Below are 14,762 nucleotides of genomic sequence, written 5' to 3' on the forward strand. Positions count from 1 at the left end.
GGGGGGGGGGGGGGGGGGGGGGGGGGGGGGGGGGGGGGGCGGGGGGGGGGGGGGGCGGGGGGGGGGGCCCCCCCCCCCCCCCCTCCCGGGGGGTCGCGTCGGCGAGCCGGTCAGAACTCCTCGTGGGTCAGCGGGTCGCCGTCCCACAGGCGGCCGCGCTCGAGGCCGTTGAGCGACTCGACCTCGTCCGGCGTGAGCTCGAAGTCGAACACGTCGAGGTTCTCCCGCTGGCGGCCGGGGTCGGCCGACTTCGGCACGGGGACGGCCCCGAGCTGGACGTGCCAGCGGAGGACGACCTGCGTGGGCGTCTTGCCGTGGGCTCGCGCGATCTCGGTGACCCGCGCCTCCTGGAGCAGTTCGCTCTGCTTGGCGAGCGGGCTCCAGCTCTCGGTGACGATGCCCATGCTCTCGTGCACGGCACGCAGCTCGGCCTGCGGGAAGTACGGGTGCAGCTCGACCTGGTTGACGGCGGGCACCACGCCCGTCTCGTCGGCGACGCGCTGCAGGTGTTCGGCCGTGAAGTTCGAGACGCCGACCGAGCCCACGAGACCGTCTTCTTGCAGGCGGACGAACGCCTTGAAGGTGTCGACGTACTTGTCGATGCGAGGCAACGGCCAGTGGATCAGGTAGAGGTCGACGAAGTCGAGCCCGAGGTTCGCCCGACTCTCGTCGAAGCTCGCCAGCGTCTCGTCGTAGCCGTGGTGCCGACCGGGCAGCTTCGTCGTGACGACGAGGTCGTCGCGGGGCACGTCGCTCTGGCGGACCGCCGCCCCGACGGCCGCCTCGTTGCCGTAGTTCAGCGCCGTGTCGAGCAGACGGTAGCCCGACGAGATCGCCTGGACGACCTGCGTCGTGCCCTCGTCGCCGTTCAGCCCGTAGGTGCCGAGTCCGAGTTGCGGCAGCGTGCGGCCGTCGTTGAGGCCGACCGACGGGGCGACCGTCATCAGCTGACGCCGAGCAGGTCGATGACGAAGATCAGGGTCTTGCCCGAGAGCGGGTGCCCGCCACCGGCGGGGCCGTAGGCCAGGTGCGGCGGGACGACGAGTTCACGGCGTCCGCCGACCTTCATGCCGGGGATGCCCTCCTGCCACCCGCGGACGAGCGCCTGCAGCGGGAAGTTGACGGATTCGCCGCGGCTCCACGACGAATCGAACTCTTCGCCGGAGTCGTACTCGACGCCGAGGTAGTGGACGTCGACGGTCGAGCTCGACCGCGCCTCGTCACCGTCGCCGACGGTCACGTCGGTGATCGTCAACTCGGTGGGGGCGGGGCCGGTCGGGGCGTCGATCTCGGGCTTGGTCTGGGGGTCGTGGGTCATGCCGACCATCCAACCACCGACGCGGCGAGGGGGCGGGTCGGCTGCTCGCGTCCTCCCTGCGAGGCTCGAGGAGCCGACCCGACGTCCGCACCGAGACCGAATCATCGATGCGAACACATGGACGCTACTCCGACCACCCGGGGACGCCAAATCGGCCGACGGCGTCGCACGGTGCCCGCGACGCCCCCCGGGTCCGCGGAATGCTGCACGATCGGCAAGAATGGCAGCTTGACCGCCACCCCGCCCCCGCCCCCCTCGTCGCCACGCCCCGTCGCGCCCGTCCGCCGCCCCCTCGTCGTCGACGTGACGCCGCTCCGCACGAGCCCCGCCTTCGCCCGGCTCTTCGCGGGCAGCGCCATCAGCGGCATCGGCACCCAGCTCACGCTCGTGGCCGTCGGCCTCGAGATCTTCGAGATCACCCGCTCGACCTTCGCGGTCGCCCTGGTCGGCGTCGTCTCGCTCGTGCCGATGATCCTCGCGGGGCTCTACGGCGGCATGCTCGCCGACGCGTTCGACCGTCGCAAGGTCGCCCTCGTGGCCGCGGTGTTCGCCTGGCTGTCGACCGCGGCCATCGCGCTGCACGCCTACCTCGGCCTGCACGAGGTGTGGCTGCTGTACCTGCTCACGACGGTGAACGCCGTCGCGGGCACGATGATCGCGACCTCCCGCGCCTCGATCGTGCCGCGCCTCCTGCCCCGAGAACTGCTGCCGGCCGCCTCGGCCCTCGGCGGCATCAGCATGGGGCTCATGCTGACCGTCGGGCCGGCCCTGGCCGGCGTCCTGGTCGCGAGCGTGGGGTTCCCGCTGACCTACACCGTCGACGTCGTGCTGTTCTCGACGGCGTTCCTCGGCATCGTCACGCTGCCGCCGATCCGGCCGGAGGGCGAGACCCAGCGCCCCGGCCTCGAGTCGTTGCGCTTCGGCCTGGCCTTCTTGAAGCGGTCGCCCAACATCCGCACGACCTTCGTGATGGACGTCGTGGCGATGACCTTCGGCATGCCCCGGGTGCTCTACCCGGTGGTCGGCACCCTCGTGATCGGAGGAGGCGCGGTGACGGTCGGCGTGCTCTCCGCCTCGTTCGCGGTGGGAGCCCTGCTCAGCAGCGTCTTCTCGGGACGCCTCGGCCACGTGCGCCGGCAGGGCGTCGCCGTGCGGTGGGCCATCACCGCGTACGGCCTGTGCATCGCGGCCTTCGGCGTCGTGCTGCTCGTCACGCCGGCGCACGGGGGCAGCGTCACGGCCGGGCTCGACCAGGCGAACCTGGTGGCCCTCGGCGGGGCGGCCGTCGCCCTCGCCGGGGCGGGCGCCAGCGACAACGTCAGTTCGATCTTCCGCTCGACCATCTTGCAGTCGGCCGCGCCCGACGCCATGCGAGGGCGCCTGCAGGGCATCTTCATCGTCGTGGTGACCGGCGGCCCGCGGGTGGGCGACCTGTTCGTCGGCCTGGTCGCGGGCATCGCCGTCTTCTGGCCGCCCCTGCTCGGCGGACTGCTCGTCGTGGCACTCGTCGCGCTCGTCGCGCGGCTCACGCCCGCGTTCGGCCGCTACGACGCCGAGGCGCCGACGCCCTGAGTCGCGGTGCGGGTCACCAGCCGGGCCCCGACTGCGGGGACCCCGGGTGCGGCGGCACCTGCGGCAGCCAGCCCGGGTGCTGCGGGTAGCCGACGAAGGCCGCGGGCGGTGCCTGCAACGCCAGGCGGCTCGCGGACAGGGCGTCGAGCAGTTCGGCCTCGTCACGCTGCACCGCCGCGTCGAGGGCACGTCGCCCCTTGACCAGTCGCTGGCGGGTGAAGGCCAGCCTCGTCGCGTTCGAGATGAAGACCGTCATCGCGGGGCGGATGCCCCGGGACGCCGCCCACGACCTCGCCCGGCGTCGACCGGCGCTGGACGACAGCATGCCGACCTCGTCGGCGCTGAACCAGCCCACGGCCGCGTACTCGGCGAGCCGGTCGTGCGTCACGCGCCGCTCGTTGCGCCGGAGGAACACCACGAGCAGCACCATGGCCACGAAGATCGGCACCTGCACCAGCAGGTAGTAGGCGAAGAAGCCGTCACCCACCACGAAGAGCGCGCCGTTCCAGAGCGCGTGCAGCCCCGCCGCGGGCACGAGGCCGACGAAGAACCAGCCGATCGCGCCGTACGGGCCGGTCCGTCGCGCGGCGAGGCCGAGGGCGAAGCCCGTGCAGGCGGTGTACATGACGTGGGCGAAGGGCGACATGAGGGCCCGCACGAAGAAGACGTACGCCAGGCCCTGGCTGCCGGTCGCGAGGTCCTCGCCGACCTGCAGGGCGAAGTACTGGATGTTCTCGACGAAGGCGAAGCCCGCGGCGACGGTCGCCGCGTACACGATGCCGTCGACCGGGCCGTCGAAGTGGCGTCGGAAGATCCACAGCACGAGCAGCACGCCGAACCCCTTCGCCCCCTCCTCGACCAGCGGCGCCTGGACGACCGCCCCGAGCACGTCCTCGAGTCCGCTCGACCGGACGCCGAGGGCCGCCCGCGCCGTCGTCAGGGCGACGTCCACGATCAGGGCCGTGCCGACGGCCACGGCGGCACCCCACAGGAAGGCGAAGAGCAGCGCCACGCGGGGCTCGGGCTCCCACCGGTCGACGAGCCAGATGCCGACCAGCACGATCGCCAGGGGGACGAAGGCGAGCAGGCTGCCCGCGAGCAGCACCGCTGGCTGGACGAAGATCAGGAAGTACAGGCCCACGGCCACGGCGAACGTGCCGATCACGGTGAAGCCCACGGCGAGCGCGACGGCGCTGGCGACCCGCCGCCTGGGGGCGGGCTGCACGAACACGGGTTGCACCGGGTACCAGACCGGTTCGGGATTCGCGGCCGGGCCGAGCACCGGACGGGCCAGGCCGGTCGACTGACCGGCCGCGGTGCCGGCGGGGACGACGTAGGGCGTCAGGGGGCGTCCGTACGCGTCGTGCCCGACGCCCCGGGACTCGGACGAGCTCATGCCCCGACCCTACGGGCTGGGCCCGGGGTCGGCGCGGGCAGCCGGGGCAGGCCTGGCGGCCGGGGCCGGGCGCACCGGCGCGCCCGGCCCGGTAATCTCGCAGGATGCCCACGACGCGTTCCCTTCCCGAGGACCCGTCGCTGTTCCGCTACGTGGTGATGCGGGTCTGGCACGACTTCCTGCGGCACCGCACGATCGACGCCGCGGGGTCGCTCACCTTCTTCTCGATGCTCGCCCTGGTGCCGGGCGCCCTGGCCCTCGTCTCGGGCGTCGCCCTCTTCGTCGACGACGGTGACGCCGTGGACGAGATCCTCGCGGTGGCCCGGTACGTCCTGACCCCCGACGCGATCGAGACGCTGCGCTGGCCGCTCGAGCAGATGCTGAGCCTCTCGAACCCCGGCGTCGCCTTCGGCATCGGCCTCTGGCTCACCCTGTGGTCGCTGTCGGCCTACACGACGGCCTTCGGGCGAGCGATGAACACGGCCTACGAGGTCGAGGAGGGTCGCCGCATCTGGAAGTTCCGCGGGCACATGATGATCGTCACCGTGGTGCTGATGGTGTCGTTCGCCGCGATCGCGGTGATCCTGCTCGTGACGCCCACCCTCAGCGACGCCGTCGCCGCCCGGTTCGGCATCGGCCGCCCGTGGACCGACCTCTACAACGTGGGCAAGTGGCCGGTGCTCGTCGCCCTGGCCGTGCTCTCGGTCGCGATGCTCTACTTCTTCACCCCCAACGTGCGACCGCCCCGCCTGCGCTGGGTGTCGTACGGTGCCACGGTCGCCCTCGGCGGGTGGGCGATCGCGACCCTGGGCTTCGCGGTCTACGTGGCGACGGTCTCGAACTACGACCGGTTCTACGGCTGGGTCGGCGGCGTCGTGGTCGTGCTGCTCTACGCGTACATCAGCAACTTCGTCCTCGTCATCGGGGGCGAACTCGACAGCGAGATCCTCCGCCTGCGCCAGCTGCGCCGCGGGGTGCAGGCGGAAGAGGTCATCCCCCTCCCGTTGCGCGACACGGCCCGCAACCACATCCTCGCCCGCAACCTGGCCTGGGACGTCCGGGTCGGCCGGCGCATCCGCGAACGGGCGCTGCGCGAGAACGGGGGCGTGCTCGAGCCCGACGACCTCCGGCTCGTGCACCTGCGGGCCGACCGCGACCGACCGGCCGACGAACGGCCGTCGGCGGCCGGTCGGGTCGACCAGGTCGATCCCACGAGCCACGCCCCCTCGACGTCGTAGCCGGGCACGACGGGCCCGCCCGTGCGTGACGACGGGCCGTTCCCACCTGCAGGAGGCGCGGTGCCGGTCGACGGGCACCGCGCCTCCTCGGCGGGGTCGCCTCAGCCGGCGGTCTCGTCGCCCGGGTTGCGCGCACCCGAGGTGTTGGCGGCCCGGGCCACGGCCGCGGCGGGGTCGTCGACGTCGATGACCGGGATCGCGCTGGTGATGGGTGCCAGGCCCGAGAGCCGTGCGGGCGAGAGCACCTTGCGCACCTGCTCGTCGGTCATCAGGCCGGCCGCGACCACGAGCGGGGCGATGGCCGCGTTCGTGGTCAGGGCGGTGTGGGCGATGGCCGCCGCCGCGGTGTAGCCGATGTAGGGCGTCAGCGCCGTCACGCTGCCGACGTTCGTCTCGACCTGCTGGGTGAGCCGGGCACGGTTGGCCTCGATGCCGTCGACGCAGTTGACCCGCAGCGTCTGGCAGGCGTAGGTCATCCACTGCAGGCTCTGCATGACCGAGTGCGTGATGACCGGCTCGAAGGCGTTCAGTTGCAACTGCCCCGCCTCGGCGGCCATCGTCACGGTGACGTCGGCCCCGGCGACCGAGAACGCCACCTGGTTCACGACCTCGGGGATCACCGGGTTCACCTTGCCCGGCATGATGGACGACCCGGCCTGGCGCGGCGGCAGCGTGATCTCGCTGATGCCGGCCTGCGGGCCGGACGACAGCAGGCGCAGGTCGTTGCAGATCTTCGACAGCTTGATGGCGCTGCGCTTCAGGGCGCCGCTCAGGGTCATGAAGACGCCGGTGTCGCTCGTCGCCTCGATGAGGTCGGGCGCCGTGACGAGGTCCATGCCCGAGAGCGTGCTGAGATGACGTCGGACGGCGTCGGCGTAGAGCGGGTCGGCGGTGATGCCGGTGCCGATCGCGGTCGCCCCGAGGTTGATCTCGCCGAGCAACGGCACGACGTCGCGCAGTCGCTGCACGTCTTCGGCCAGGGTGTGCGCGAAGCCGGTGAACTCCTGCCCGAGCGTCATCGGCACGGCGTCCTGCAGCTGCGTCCGGCCGACCTTGAGCACGTCGTGGAACTCGTCACCCTTGGCCGCGAACGAGTCGGCGAGCAGGTCGAGCTCGACCAGCAGACGGCGCAGGGTGAGCACCATCGCGATCTTGATCGAGGTGGGGTAGGTGTCGTTGGTGCTCTGGCTGCGGTTGACGTCGTCGATCGGGTGCAGGTGTCGGTACTCGCCCTTGGCGTGCCCGAGCAGTTCGAGGGCCCGGTTGGCGATGACCTCGTTGCTGTTCATGTTCGTGGACGTGCCCGCGCCGCCCTGGATGACCCCGACGGCGAACTGGTCGTGCAACGCCCCGCCGCGGATCTCTTCGCAGGCCCGCTCGATCGCCCCGGCCTTGACGGGGTCGAGCACGCCGATCTCGACGTTGGCGCGGGCCGCCGCCTGCTTGACGAGCGCGAGGGCCGTGACGAGGTCGGGGTAGACCGAGATGGGTCGCTGCGAGATCGGGAAGTTCTCGAGGGCCCGGGCGGTGTGGATGCCCCAGTAGACGTCGGCGGGGACCTCTCGGCTGCCCAGCGAATCGGTCTCGGTGCGGGTCGGTGCTGCTGTCTGGGTCGTCACGTGTGGTGCGCCTCCGTCGTCAGTCGGGGCCCGGTCGTCGTCGACCGGACGCTTCCGTCGAGCCTACCGGCGGGGCCGGGGGCCGGTGGTTCCGAGGAGGCGCGGCTGCCGTCGTCGGGGACGCCCGCGCCCTGGGGACGAGACGACACCGACGTCGGGGTCAGCGGTGGAAGCCCGGGACGATGAGGTAGATGCCGTAGAGCACGCCGAGGGCGCAGACCACGAAGCACGCGTACCCGGCGGCGGTCCGGGCCGTCGTGCGACCCTCGACGGTCAGGAGGCGCAGGCCGAGGGAGTAGAGCGACACGAGCGCCGCGGCCGAGAAGAGGGCGACGAGCGCGACCACGACGAAGGCGGACCAGTCGATCATCAGCGCACCTCGTCGTCGGTCGTCGTCACGCCGCGGGGAGCGACGACGGGCTCGGGCGGGTCGTCCATGCGCACGAACGGGGCCTCGACGCCGGACGCCGGGGTGTCGACGCGGCCCTTGCGAACGGCACGCCGGGCACGACGACGGGACAGCACCGAGGTGGCGGCCACGTCGACCTCGATCGCCGAGCCCTGGTCGTGGGGTCGGCGGCGCGACACGACGAAGATGCCGGCGATGACGACCGCTCCGACGGCCGCGTCGATCACGAGGCCGGTGACGCCGAGCGTGGCGATCAGGGCGGCGACGGCCCCGACGGCGGCCGACGCGGGCAGGGTGATGAACCAGGCGACGACGATCTTGCCCGCCGTGCCCCACTGGATCTTCGACCCCCGACGCCCGAGACCCGCGCCGATGATGGACCCGCTGGCCACCTGCGTGGTCGACAGGGCGAAGCCCAGGTGGCTCGAGGCGAGCACGGTCGCGGTGGTCGACGCCTCGGCCGAGAAGCCCTGCGTGGGCTTGACCTCGGTCAGCCCGCCGCCCATGGTCTGGATGATCCGCCAGCCGCCGGTGTACGTGCCCAGCGCGATGGCGAAGGCGCAGACGACGACCACCCAGAACGGCGGGCCCGAGTCGGGCGTGAGCAACCCGCCCGCGATGAGGGTCAGCGTGATGACGCCCATGGTCTTCTGCGCGTCGTTCGTGCCGTGGGCCAGGGCGACCAGCGACGACGTGAAGATCTGGCCGTAGCGGAACCCGCCGCGCTCGCTCTTGTCGTCGCGGCGACGGGTGATCGTGTAGGCCAGTCGCGTGGCCGTGTAGCCGACCACCCCGGCGATCAGCGGGGCGAGCAGGGCGGGCAGCACGACCTTCGACAGCACGACGCCGAAGTCGACCGACCCCAAGCCGGCACCGACGATGGCGGCCCCGATCAGGCCGCCGAAGAGGGCGTGCGACGAACTCGACGGCAGGCCGCGGAGCCAGGTGAACATGTTCCAGACGACGGCGCCGATGAGCCCGGCGAAGATCATCTCGGGGGTGATCTGCACCCCGCCGTCGCCTTCACGGATGATGCCGCCGGAGACGGTCTTGGCCACCTCGGTGCTGAGGAAGGCCCCCACGAGGTTGAGGACCGCGGCGACCGTCACGGCGACCTTGGGCTTCATCGCACCGGTCGCGATCGGGGTCGCCATGGCGTTGGCCGTGTCGTGGAACCCGTTCGTGAAGTCGAAGAAGAGCGCCAACGCGATGACCAGGACGACGATGAGTGTGATGTCCACCGGCCCGAGTGTCACAGGTGGGTGGACGCGGGTCAACTCGACGGTGTCCCGCGGGGTACATCCCGGTGGACGGCGGGTGACGCGGTCCCGTCGACGCCCCGGGCGCGCGACTCAGACGTGCGGCACGAAGTCCTGCCAGGCCCGCCGCCGCTCGCCCCGCGGGTCGTGCTCGACCCGGTCGCGCACGTCGATGATCAACGTGCGCCGACGATGGGGGTCGTAGGTCGGCCAGTCGGCGACGGCACCCGTGCGCACGAACTCGAGCCAACGGGACCGCGTCCGTGCGGCGGTGCGGAGGAACGCCCGCCGACCGCCGAGCAGGCTCATCGCCCAGCCGAACGCCGACCCCATGCGGTCGTAGATCGCCCAGAGCTCGAGGCCGTGGAAGGCGTCCACCCCGACCGTGCGCAAGATGCGCGTCGTCGCGTCGAAACGGTAGAAGCGCACGTCCTGGTGCACGGCATGGCGCTCGGCGACCTTCACGCTCGGGAACCAGAACGCGTAGTCCCCGCCGAAGTCGAGGGCGGCCGGCCGGTCGGGCAGGCCGGGGTAGTGCCGCTTGATCGCCTTGCGCGCCTTCTTCTCGGTCGCGGCGAAGATCGCCCGGATGCGCGGCTTCGTCGTGGCGAGGATGTCGCGGCGCCCGGTGAACACCGAGCCCTCGCGGTCGTTCGTGCCGATGACGAGGGGCACCGGGTGGGCCCGGCCCGCCTTGAAGGCGTCGAGGGGGCGCTCCGGCAGGAAGTCGCCGTCGATGACCGGGCTGAAGCAGATGGTGCCGGGGTCCTCGTCGGGGGTGCGCAGCTGGAGTCGACTGGCGGCCCGGACGATCGCCGTCGTCGGTGCCCCGGCCAACAGGTCGGCCGCGTCGTCGACGCTCGTGGCCTCGAGGTCGTCGTCGGAGAGGTCGTGGGCCAGCAGCTCGAGGAACTCCCCCGCCCAGCGCTGCGTCACGGCCGGAGGGTAGATCGCGTTGGGCGGGGCGCTCTGGGCGACGACGCCTCGGAAGAGCCCGCGAGCGCGGGGCACCGTCATCAGGGTGGTGACGGCGTTTCCGCCCGAGCTCTCGCCCGACAGGGTGACGCGGTCGGGGTCGCCGCCGAACGCGGCGACGTTGTCGCGGACCCACTCGAGGGCGGCCACCTGGTCGCGGAGGCCGAGGTTCGAGTCGAACGGCCGGTCGTCGGTCGCCCAGTGGCTGAAGTCGAGGTAGCCGAACGCGCCCAGTCGGTAGTTGAGGCTGACGTAGACGATGCCGCCCTCGCGGACGAGCGTCTCACCCTGCCTCGGGAACTCGCGCGACGAACCCACGCTGTACGCGCCTCCGTGGACGAAGACGAGCACGGGCAGCCCGTCACCCGGTGCCGTGCCGTCGGGTGCGATCACGTTCAGCGTCAGGCAGTCCTCGCTCAGCGGGGTCGTCGCGTCGACGCCGACGAACTGCACGCGGTCCTGCGGCGCGGCCGGCCCGAACCGACTGGCGTCGCGGACCCCGGCCCACGGCACGGGCGGCTGGGGAGCCCGGAACCGGAGGCGCCCCACGGGTGGTGCCGCGAACGGGATGCCGCGCCAGGCGAGCACGTCGCGCTCCCGCACGCCGCGGACCTCGCCGGAGCGGGTGGTGCGGACGAGGTCGGGGGCCGGGGCCGTCACCCGGGGCTGTGCGGTCACGGGGCGATGTTACGGGGGCTCCGGCCGCCCGCCGCGCGCGTTCACCCGACGTTCTCCTAGGGGGCGCCTGGGAGGATGGGACGAACTTTGCAGTCGGTGCACGCCGTACGGCTGCTCGCGACGACTGGACGGAGCCCGGCTCACATGGAACTCGGCGAGCTGCTGATCATCTTGACCGGGTCGCTCGTCGTGACCGCCTTCGCCCGCTGGAGGGGCCTGCCCGCTCCGCTGCTGACGGTGGGCATCGCCCTGCTGGTGTCGCTGGTCCCCGGAGTGCCCGACATCGAGATCGACTCCGAGGTCATCCTGACGGTGGTGCTGCCGCCGCTGCTCTACTCGGCCGCCCTCGACGTGTCGCTGCTGAACTTCCGGGAGAGCCGCGTGCAGATCGCCCGGCTCGGCGTGGGCGCCGTGGTCGTGACGGCGTTCGCCGTCGGAGGGGTCGCCTACGTGATGATCCCCGACATGACGCTGCCGGCCGCACTGCTCGTCGGGGCCGTGGTCGCGCCTCCCGACGCCGTGTCGGCGGCCGCCATCGGCCGCAAGCTCGGCCTGCCGCGGAAGGTCATGACCGTGCTCTCGGGCGAGAGCCTGATCAACGACGCGGCGTCGCTGACGCTCGTCAAGGTCTTCCTCGCCATCGTGGGCGGGGCGAGCCTGACCCTGTGGGACGACCTCGGCATCTTCGGACTCGCGATCGGCGTGGGGGTGGCCGTCGGCCTGACCCTGGGTCTCGTCGCGCACCGGGTGCGCGTGCGCATTGACGACCCCGTGGTCGAGAACGTCATCGGCCTGCTGTTGCCCTTCATCGCCTACGTCGCCGCCGAGGAGCTGAGCGGTTCCGGCGTGCTGGCCGTCGTCGCCGCGGGCCTCTACGTCGGCTTCAACTCGCCCCGCACGGGCTACGCGACGCGGTTGCAGGAGCGCCCGTTCTGGTCGGCCGCCGACGTGGTGCTCGAGGGCTTCGTGTTCGCGCTGATCGGCCTGCAACTCCGGGCCGTCGTGCTCGACGTCAGCGAGAGCGAGCGGGGCCTCGGCGAGAGCGTGGGCGTCGCGCTGGCCGTCCTGGCGGTGGTCGTGCTCGTGCGACCGGCCTTCGTCTTCGGGACGTACCATGCCGCCCGCGCGGGCCGGTACCTGTTCTTGTCGACGGTGCTGCGGAAGCTCCGGCGGGTGCCGGCCCTGCGTCGGCTCCGCCGTGCGCCCGCCTTGCGGACCGTGCGGTACCACCCGCAGCCCCGGATGGACTGGCGACAGCTGACCGTCATCTCGTGGACCGGCATGCGCGGCGTGGTCACCCTGGCCGCCGCCGTGTCGATCCCGGCGGTCACCGAGTCGAGCATCCCCGTGCCCGCGCGCGACACGATGTTCCTCATCGCGTTCATCGTCACGGTCGGCACCCTGTTGCTGCAGGGGTTGACGCTGCCGTTCGTCATCCGGGTGCTGGGGGTGCGTGACGAGACCCAACGCGACCGCGACCTGGCCGCCGAGCTGGCCGTCTTCTCGTCGAGCACCGACGAGACGATGGCCTACGTGGCCGAACGCCGCGGCGAGTGGGAACGACGGTGGGGGGTCGAGCTGACCGAACGGGCCGTGACCCTCTCGACGACACGGCTGCTGCGCCAGAACGACGCCCTGCAGCGCACGGCCCTGGACGACGCCGACGAACGAGGCGCCTCGGGGGCGACCGACGCCCAGCGCGCCCGCCGCCGAGCGGCGCCCCAGGCCCTCGGGACGATCCGCCGCGAGCTGCTCGCCAAGCGCCGCGAGGTCGTGCTGCGCGAGCGGGACGCGGGCAACGTCGACGAAGAGGTGATGCGACGCGTGCTGCTCGGCCTCGACGCCGAGGAGCTCGCCATGGACACCTCGGCCTTCACGAGCACGAGGTCGTGACGCGCGCACGGGGCCGGGCCGCCGCCCGGCGTATCGTGAGCGGCATCGGCGGCGAGACGGACGGCCCGCGGACGACGAAGGGACACGGCACGGTGGCGACCACGACGGACGAGACGGTGACCGGCGGCGCGGGCGGACCCTCGAAACCCGAGCTCGGACGGTACCGCCGCTGGTACTCGACCCTGCACCCGTCCCTGCAGCTGATCGGCCTGCAGCTCTGGCTGCCGCTGTTCTTCATCGTCGGTTTCTGCCTCTGCTACATCGCGGCCTTCCACGCACCCCACCCGCACGACGTCCCCGTGGCCGTCGTCGGGTCGTCCTCGGCCGCCGCCGAGCTGCAGACGAGCCTGGACGAGGCACGGCCCGGCGTGATCGACGTCCGCGCCTACGCGTCGGCCGACGAGGCCGAGCAGGCGGTCCTCGCCGGCCACGTCGCCGTCGCGTACGACCCCGCGGACACGACGATCTACACGGCGAGCGCCCACCAGTACCAGGTCGCCGCCCTGATCCCCGCGACGATCACGCCGGTGCTCGAGGCCGAGGGCGTCACGCCCACCGTCACCGACCTCGCTCCGCTGCCCCCGAACGACGAGTACGGCACGGTGTCGATGTACCTGATGCTCTCGTGGTGCATCGGGGGCTACATGGTGGCGATGTTCATCGGGCTGATGGGTGCGCCGCTGCGCCACCGCACCCGCATGACGGTCATCGGCGTCGGGGGCGGCGTGATCTCGCTCGTGACGAACGTGCTCGCCGGGCCCGTGATCGGCGCCGTCGACGGCCACTTCGTGCCCCTCTTCTTCATCGCCTGGGCCTGGATCATCGCGATCGGCCTGGCCGTCAACGGGATCAGCTACTTCGTGGGCCGGTTCGTGGCCCTGCCCGCGATGATCGTCTTCGTCTTCCTGTCGATGCCGTCGTCCGGAGCCGCGTACCCGGCCTGGTTCATGCCGCAGCCGTTCGCCTGGCTGAACGCCGTGGTGGTCGGCAGCGGCATCACCGAGATGCTCAAGCGCGTGTTGTACGGGGTGGGCCCCGGCTACGAGCGCGGCGTCACGATGATGCTCTGCTACGCCGCGCTGGGCGTCGTGCTGATGATCGTGGGCAAGCGCTGGTGGGAGAACCGTCGCATCGCCCGGATCGTGTCGGGCCGCACCACGATGTTCGCCGACGCGCAGAACGCCAACCGAGAGTTCTTGACCCGCGAGCGCGACGAGGTCCTCGCCCGGCACGGGCTGGTGGCGACCGACACGGGCACGATCAACACGATCCCGGTGCACGAACGCGACGACCTGGGCGACCCGGCCGAGCGGGGGGACATGTTCCTCGGGGCACCCGGCGGCCTCGAGGCCGACGAGCTCTCGACGCGGCCCGTCCGCGTCGTGGCGGACGGACGGGTCACGTCGCCGTCCCTCGGTCGAGACGAGGGCAGCGTCCGCTGACGAGGTGCCCGCCGGGCGTCAGACCAGCCGGGCCTCGGCCGCCGACGCGCGGCGCTCGGCCAGCTCGATCGCGGCGAGGCGCTCGACCCGACGCCACCGGGCGGCCGTGACGGCCATGCCCGCGACGAGCGCGATGACGGCGAGGCTCGAGAGCACGAGCAGGGTGCCGCCGAACGCGGCGCCGACCACGACGGCGACCAGGCCGAGGGCCCAGGCTGCCATCGGGAGCCACACGGGCGCCCTGCGACGCGGGGCGGCGACGGCCGCGCGCGGGAGACCGCGCGTCGGGGTCAGGGTCAGGCCGTCGTAGCTGGTCATGTCGCTCCCCGTGAGATCCGTCGGACGGACGAGGGTGTCCCCCGGCGTCCGCTTCGGGTCCGACCCTAGGCGGGGCCGGGGCCGTGCCGCGCCCCCCTCTGCGAGGGGCACCCGTCCGGGTGCCGACCCCTCAGTGACCAGCGTGTTCGGCGGGAAGGACGCCCTCGGAGGCCACCGTCGCGAGGTCGGCCGCGAACACGAACGTGCGCGCGACCCGTCCCCCGGCGAGCACGCCCGGCAACCAGTGCGACGCGTCGTCCCACATCTCGTCGAGCGGCAGCTCGTCGAGGCCGAACCAGCGCGGCGCGAGTTCGTCGCTCTCGGCCGGCTCGCCCGTCCAGGTCGTGGTGACGAAGACCGTCGACCGCTGGCTCCAGCTCTCGCGGTGGGGGAAGAGGTACAGCAGGTCGCCCCGCCGCTCGAGGTCGGAGGCGACCACCTCGACGCCGCTCTCTTCCGCGATCTCACGGACCGCCGCCTCCTCGGCCCCTTCGCCCGGTTCGAGCTTGCCGCCGAGCCCGACCCAGCGGCCCGTGCCGAGTCCGCGCTTCTTGCGGCCGAGCAGCACCTGCACGCTCCCGTCGTGCTCGCGCATCAGGTAGGTGACGCAGACGCGGTAGACCGGCATGACGGCAGGCTACCGGC

The 14,762-nt window shown here is 72.4% G+C and carries 13 protein-coding genes; 4 read left to right on the forward strand and 9 right to left on the reverse strand.

Features of this window, described 5'->3' with window-relative positions; genetic code table 11:
* Nucleotides 1-110: 110 nt before the first annotated feature.
* Nucleotides 111-944 carry an aldo/keto reductase gene (locus ABID81_RS02820; protein WP_354593321.1) on the reverse strand — a complete coding sequence of 278 codons (834 nt, stop codon included), beginning with the start codon at nucleotides 942-944 and terminating at the stop codon, nucleotides 111-113.
* Nucleotides 944-1,318: an FKBP-type peptidyl-prolyl cis-trans isomerase gene (locus tag ABID81_RS02825; protein ID WP_354593322.1), complete on the reverse strand. Its 375-nt coding sequence runs from the start codon at nucleotides 1,316-1,318 to the stop codon at nucleotides 944-946. Before ABID81_RS02825 ends, ABID81_RS02820 begins: the two co-directional genes overlap by 1 nt.
* 228 nt (nucleotides 1,319-1,546) lie before the next feature.
* Here ABID81_RS02825 and ABID81_RS02830 point away from each other — a divergent pair, with 228 nt between their 5' ends.
* On the forward strand, nucleotides 1,547-2,890 hold the full coding sequence (locus ABID81_RS02830; RefSeq protein ID WP_354593323.1) for an MFS transporter: 1,344 nt from the start codon (nucleotides 1,547-1,549) through the stop codon (nucleotides 2,888-2,890).
* Nucleotides 2,891-2,903: 13 nt separating this feature from the next.
* Here ABID81_RS02830 and ABID81_RS02835 read toward each other — a convergent pair whose 3' ends face one another.
* A complete protein-coding gene (locus ABID81_RS02835; protein WP_354593324.1) occupies nucleotides 2,904-4,286 on the reverse strand; it encodes a PrsW family intramembrane metalloprotease in 1,383 nt (460 codons plus the stop codon).
* A 104-nt stretch (nucleotides 4,287-4,390) separates the two neighbouring features.
* Here ABID81_RS02835 and ABID81_RS02840 point away from each other — a divergent pair, with 104 nt between their 5' ends.
* Nucleotides 4,391-5,524, forward strand: coding sequence for a YihY/virulence factor BrkB family protein (locus ABID81_RS02840; protein ID WP_354593325.1), 1,134 nt, complete (start codon nucleotides 4,391-4,393; stop codon nucleotides 5,522-5,524).
* A 101-nt stretch (nucleotides 5,525-5,625) separates the two neighbouring features.
* On the opposite strand, the gene ABID81_RS02845 is transcribed toward ABID81_RS02840, so the two are convergent.
* From ABID81_RS02845 to ABID81_RS02860, 4 genes are all read right to left on the reverse strand, one after another.
* Entirely contained in the window at nucleotides 5,626-7,143 is a 1,518-nt protein-coding gene (locus tag ABID81_RS02845; RefSeq protein WP_354593326.1) for an aspartate ammonia-lyase, read from the reverse strand.
* 160 nt (nucleotides 7,144-7,303) lie between these two features.
* Nucleotides 7,304-7,513: a hypothetical protein gene (locus tag ABID81_RS02850; RefSeq protein WP_056262781.1), complete on the reverse strand. Its 210-nt coding sequence runs from the start codon at nucleotides 7,511-7,513 to the stop codon at nucleotides 7,304-7,306.
* The gene (locus ABID81_RS02855; protein WP_354593327.1) at nucleotides 7,513-8,793 is read right to left on the reverse strand and encodes an inorganic phosphate transporter; all 1,281 of its coding nucleotides are present in this window, start codon (nucleotides 8,791-8,793) and stop codon (nucleotides 7,513-7,515) included. Before ABID81_RS02855 ends, ABID81_RS02850 begins: the two co-directional genes overlap by 1 nt.
* Nucleotides 8,794-8,904: 111 nt before the next feature.
* Nucleotides 8,905-10,464 carry a carboxylesterase/lipase family protein gene (locus ABID81_RS02860; protein WP_354593328.1) on the reverse strand — a complete coding sequence of 520 codons (1,560 nt, stop codon included), beginning with the start codon at nucleotides 10,462-10,464 and terminating at the stop codon, nucleotides 8,905-8,907.
* Between the two features lie 144 nt (nucleotides 10,465-10,608).
* Between ABID81_RS02860 and ABID81_RS02865 the strand changes: the two genes are divergently transcribed.
* Both ABID81_RS02865 and ABID81_RS02870 read left to right on the forward strand, forming a co-directional pair.
* Nucleotides 10,609-12,357 carry a cation:proton antiporter gene (locus ABID81_RS02865; RefSeq protein WP_354593329.1) on the forward strand — a complete coding sequence of 583 codons (1,749 nt, stop codon included), beginning with the start codon at nucleotides 10,609-10,611 and terminating at the stop codon, nucleotides 12,355-12,357.
* A 92-nt stretch (nucleotides 12,358-12,449) separates the two neighbouring features.
* Complete coding sequence (locus ABID81_RS02870) at nucleotides 12,450-13,799, forward strand: ABC transporter permease (RefSeq protein WP_354593330.1); 1,350 nt, start codon at nucleotides 12,450-12,452, stop codon at nucleotides 13,797-13,799.
* Nucleotides 13,800-13,817: 18 nt separating this feature from the next.
* Here ABID81_RS02870 and ABID81_RS02875 read toward each other — a convergent pair whose 3' ends face one another.
* Both ABID81_RS02875 and ABID81_RS02880 read right to left on the reverse strand, forming a co-directional pair.
* Nucleotides 13,818-14,117: a hypothetical protein gene (locus ABID81_RS02875; RefSeq protein ID WP_354593331.1), complete on the reverse strand. Its 300-nt coding sequence runs from the start codon at nucleotides 14,115-14,117 to the stop codon at nucleotides 13,818-13,820.
* A 130-nt stretch (nucleotides 14,118-14,247) separates the two neighbouring features.
* On the reverse strand, nucleotides 14,248-14,745 hold the full coding sequence (locus ABID81_RS02880; RefSeq protein ID WP_354593332.1) for an 8-oxo-dGTP diphosphatase: 498 nt from the start codon (nucleotides 14,743-14,745) through the stop codon (nucleotides 14,248-14,250).
* Between the last annotated feature and the right edge of the window lie 17 nt (nucleotides 14,746-14,762).

It is taken from the genome of Frigoribacterium sp. PvP054, from assembly GCF_040547465.1.
In the GTDB taxonomy this organism is placed as follows: Bacteria; Actinomycetota; Actinomycetes; order Actinomycetales; family Microbacteriaceae; genus Frigoribacterium.

Excerpts from the sequence above, each read along its gene's own strand:
- ABID81_RS02820 (WP_354593321.1), bottom strand. The coding sequence starts at position 944 with ATGACGGTCGCCCCGTCGGTCGGCCTCAACGACGGCCGCACGCTGCCG.
- ABID81_RS02865 (WP_354593329.1), top strand. The coding sequence starts at position 10,609 with ATGGAACTCGGCGAGCTGCTGATCATCTTGACCGGGTCGCTCGTCGTG.
- ABID81_RS02840 (WP_354593325.1), top strand. The coding sequence starts at position 4,391 with ATGCCCACGACGCGTTCCCTTCCCGAGGACCCGTCGCTGTTCCGCTAC.
- ABID81_RS02850 (WP_056262781.1), bottom strand. The coding sequence starts at position 7,513 with ATGATCGACTGGTCCGCCTTCGTCGTGGTCGCGCTCGTCGCCCTCTTC.
- ABID81_RS02875 (WP_354593331.1), bottom strand. The coding sequence starts at position 14,117 with ATGACCAGCTACGACGGCCTGACCCTGACCCCGACGCGCGGTCTCCCG.
- ABID81_RS02825 (WP_354593322.1), bottom strand. The coding sequence starts at position 1,318 with ATGACCCACGACCCCCAGACCAAGCCCGAGATCGACGCCCCGACCGGC.
- ABID81_RS02835 (WP_354593324.1), bottom strand. The coding sequence starts at position 4,286 with ATGAGCTCGTCCGAGTCCCGGGGCGTCGGGCACGACGCGTACGGACGC.
- ABID81_RS02880 (WP_354593332.1), bottom strand. The coding sequence starts at position 14,745 with ATGCCGGTCTACCGCGTCTGCGTCACCTACCTGATGCGCGAGCACGAC.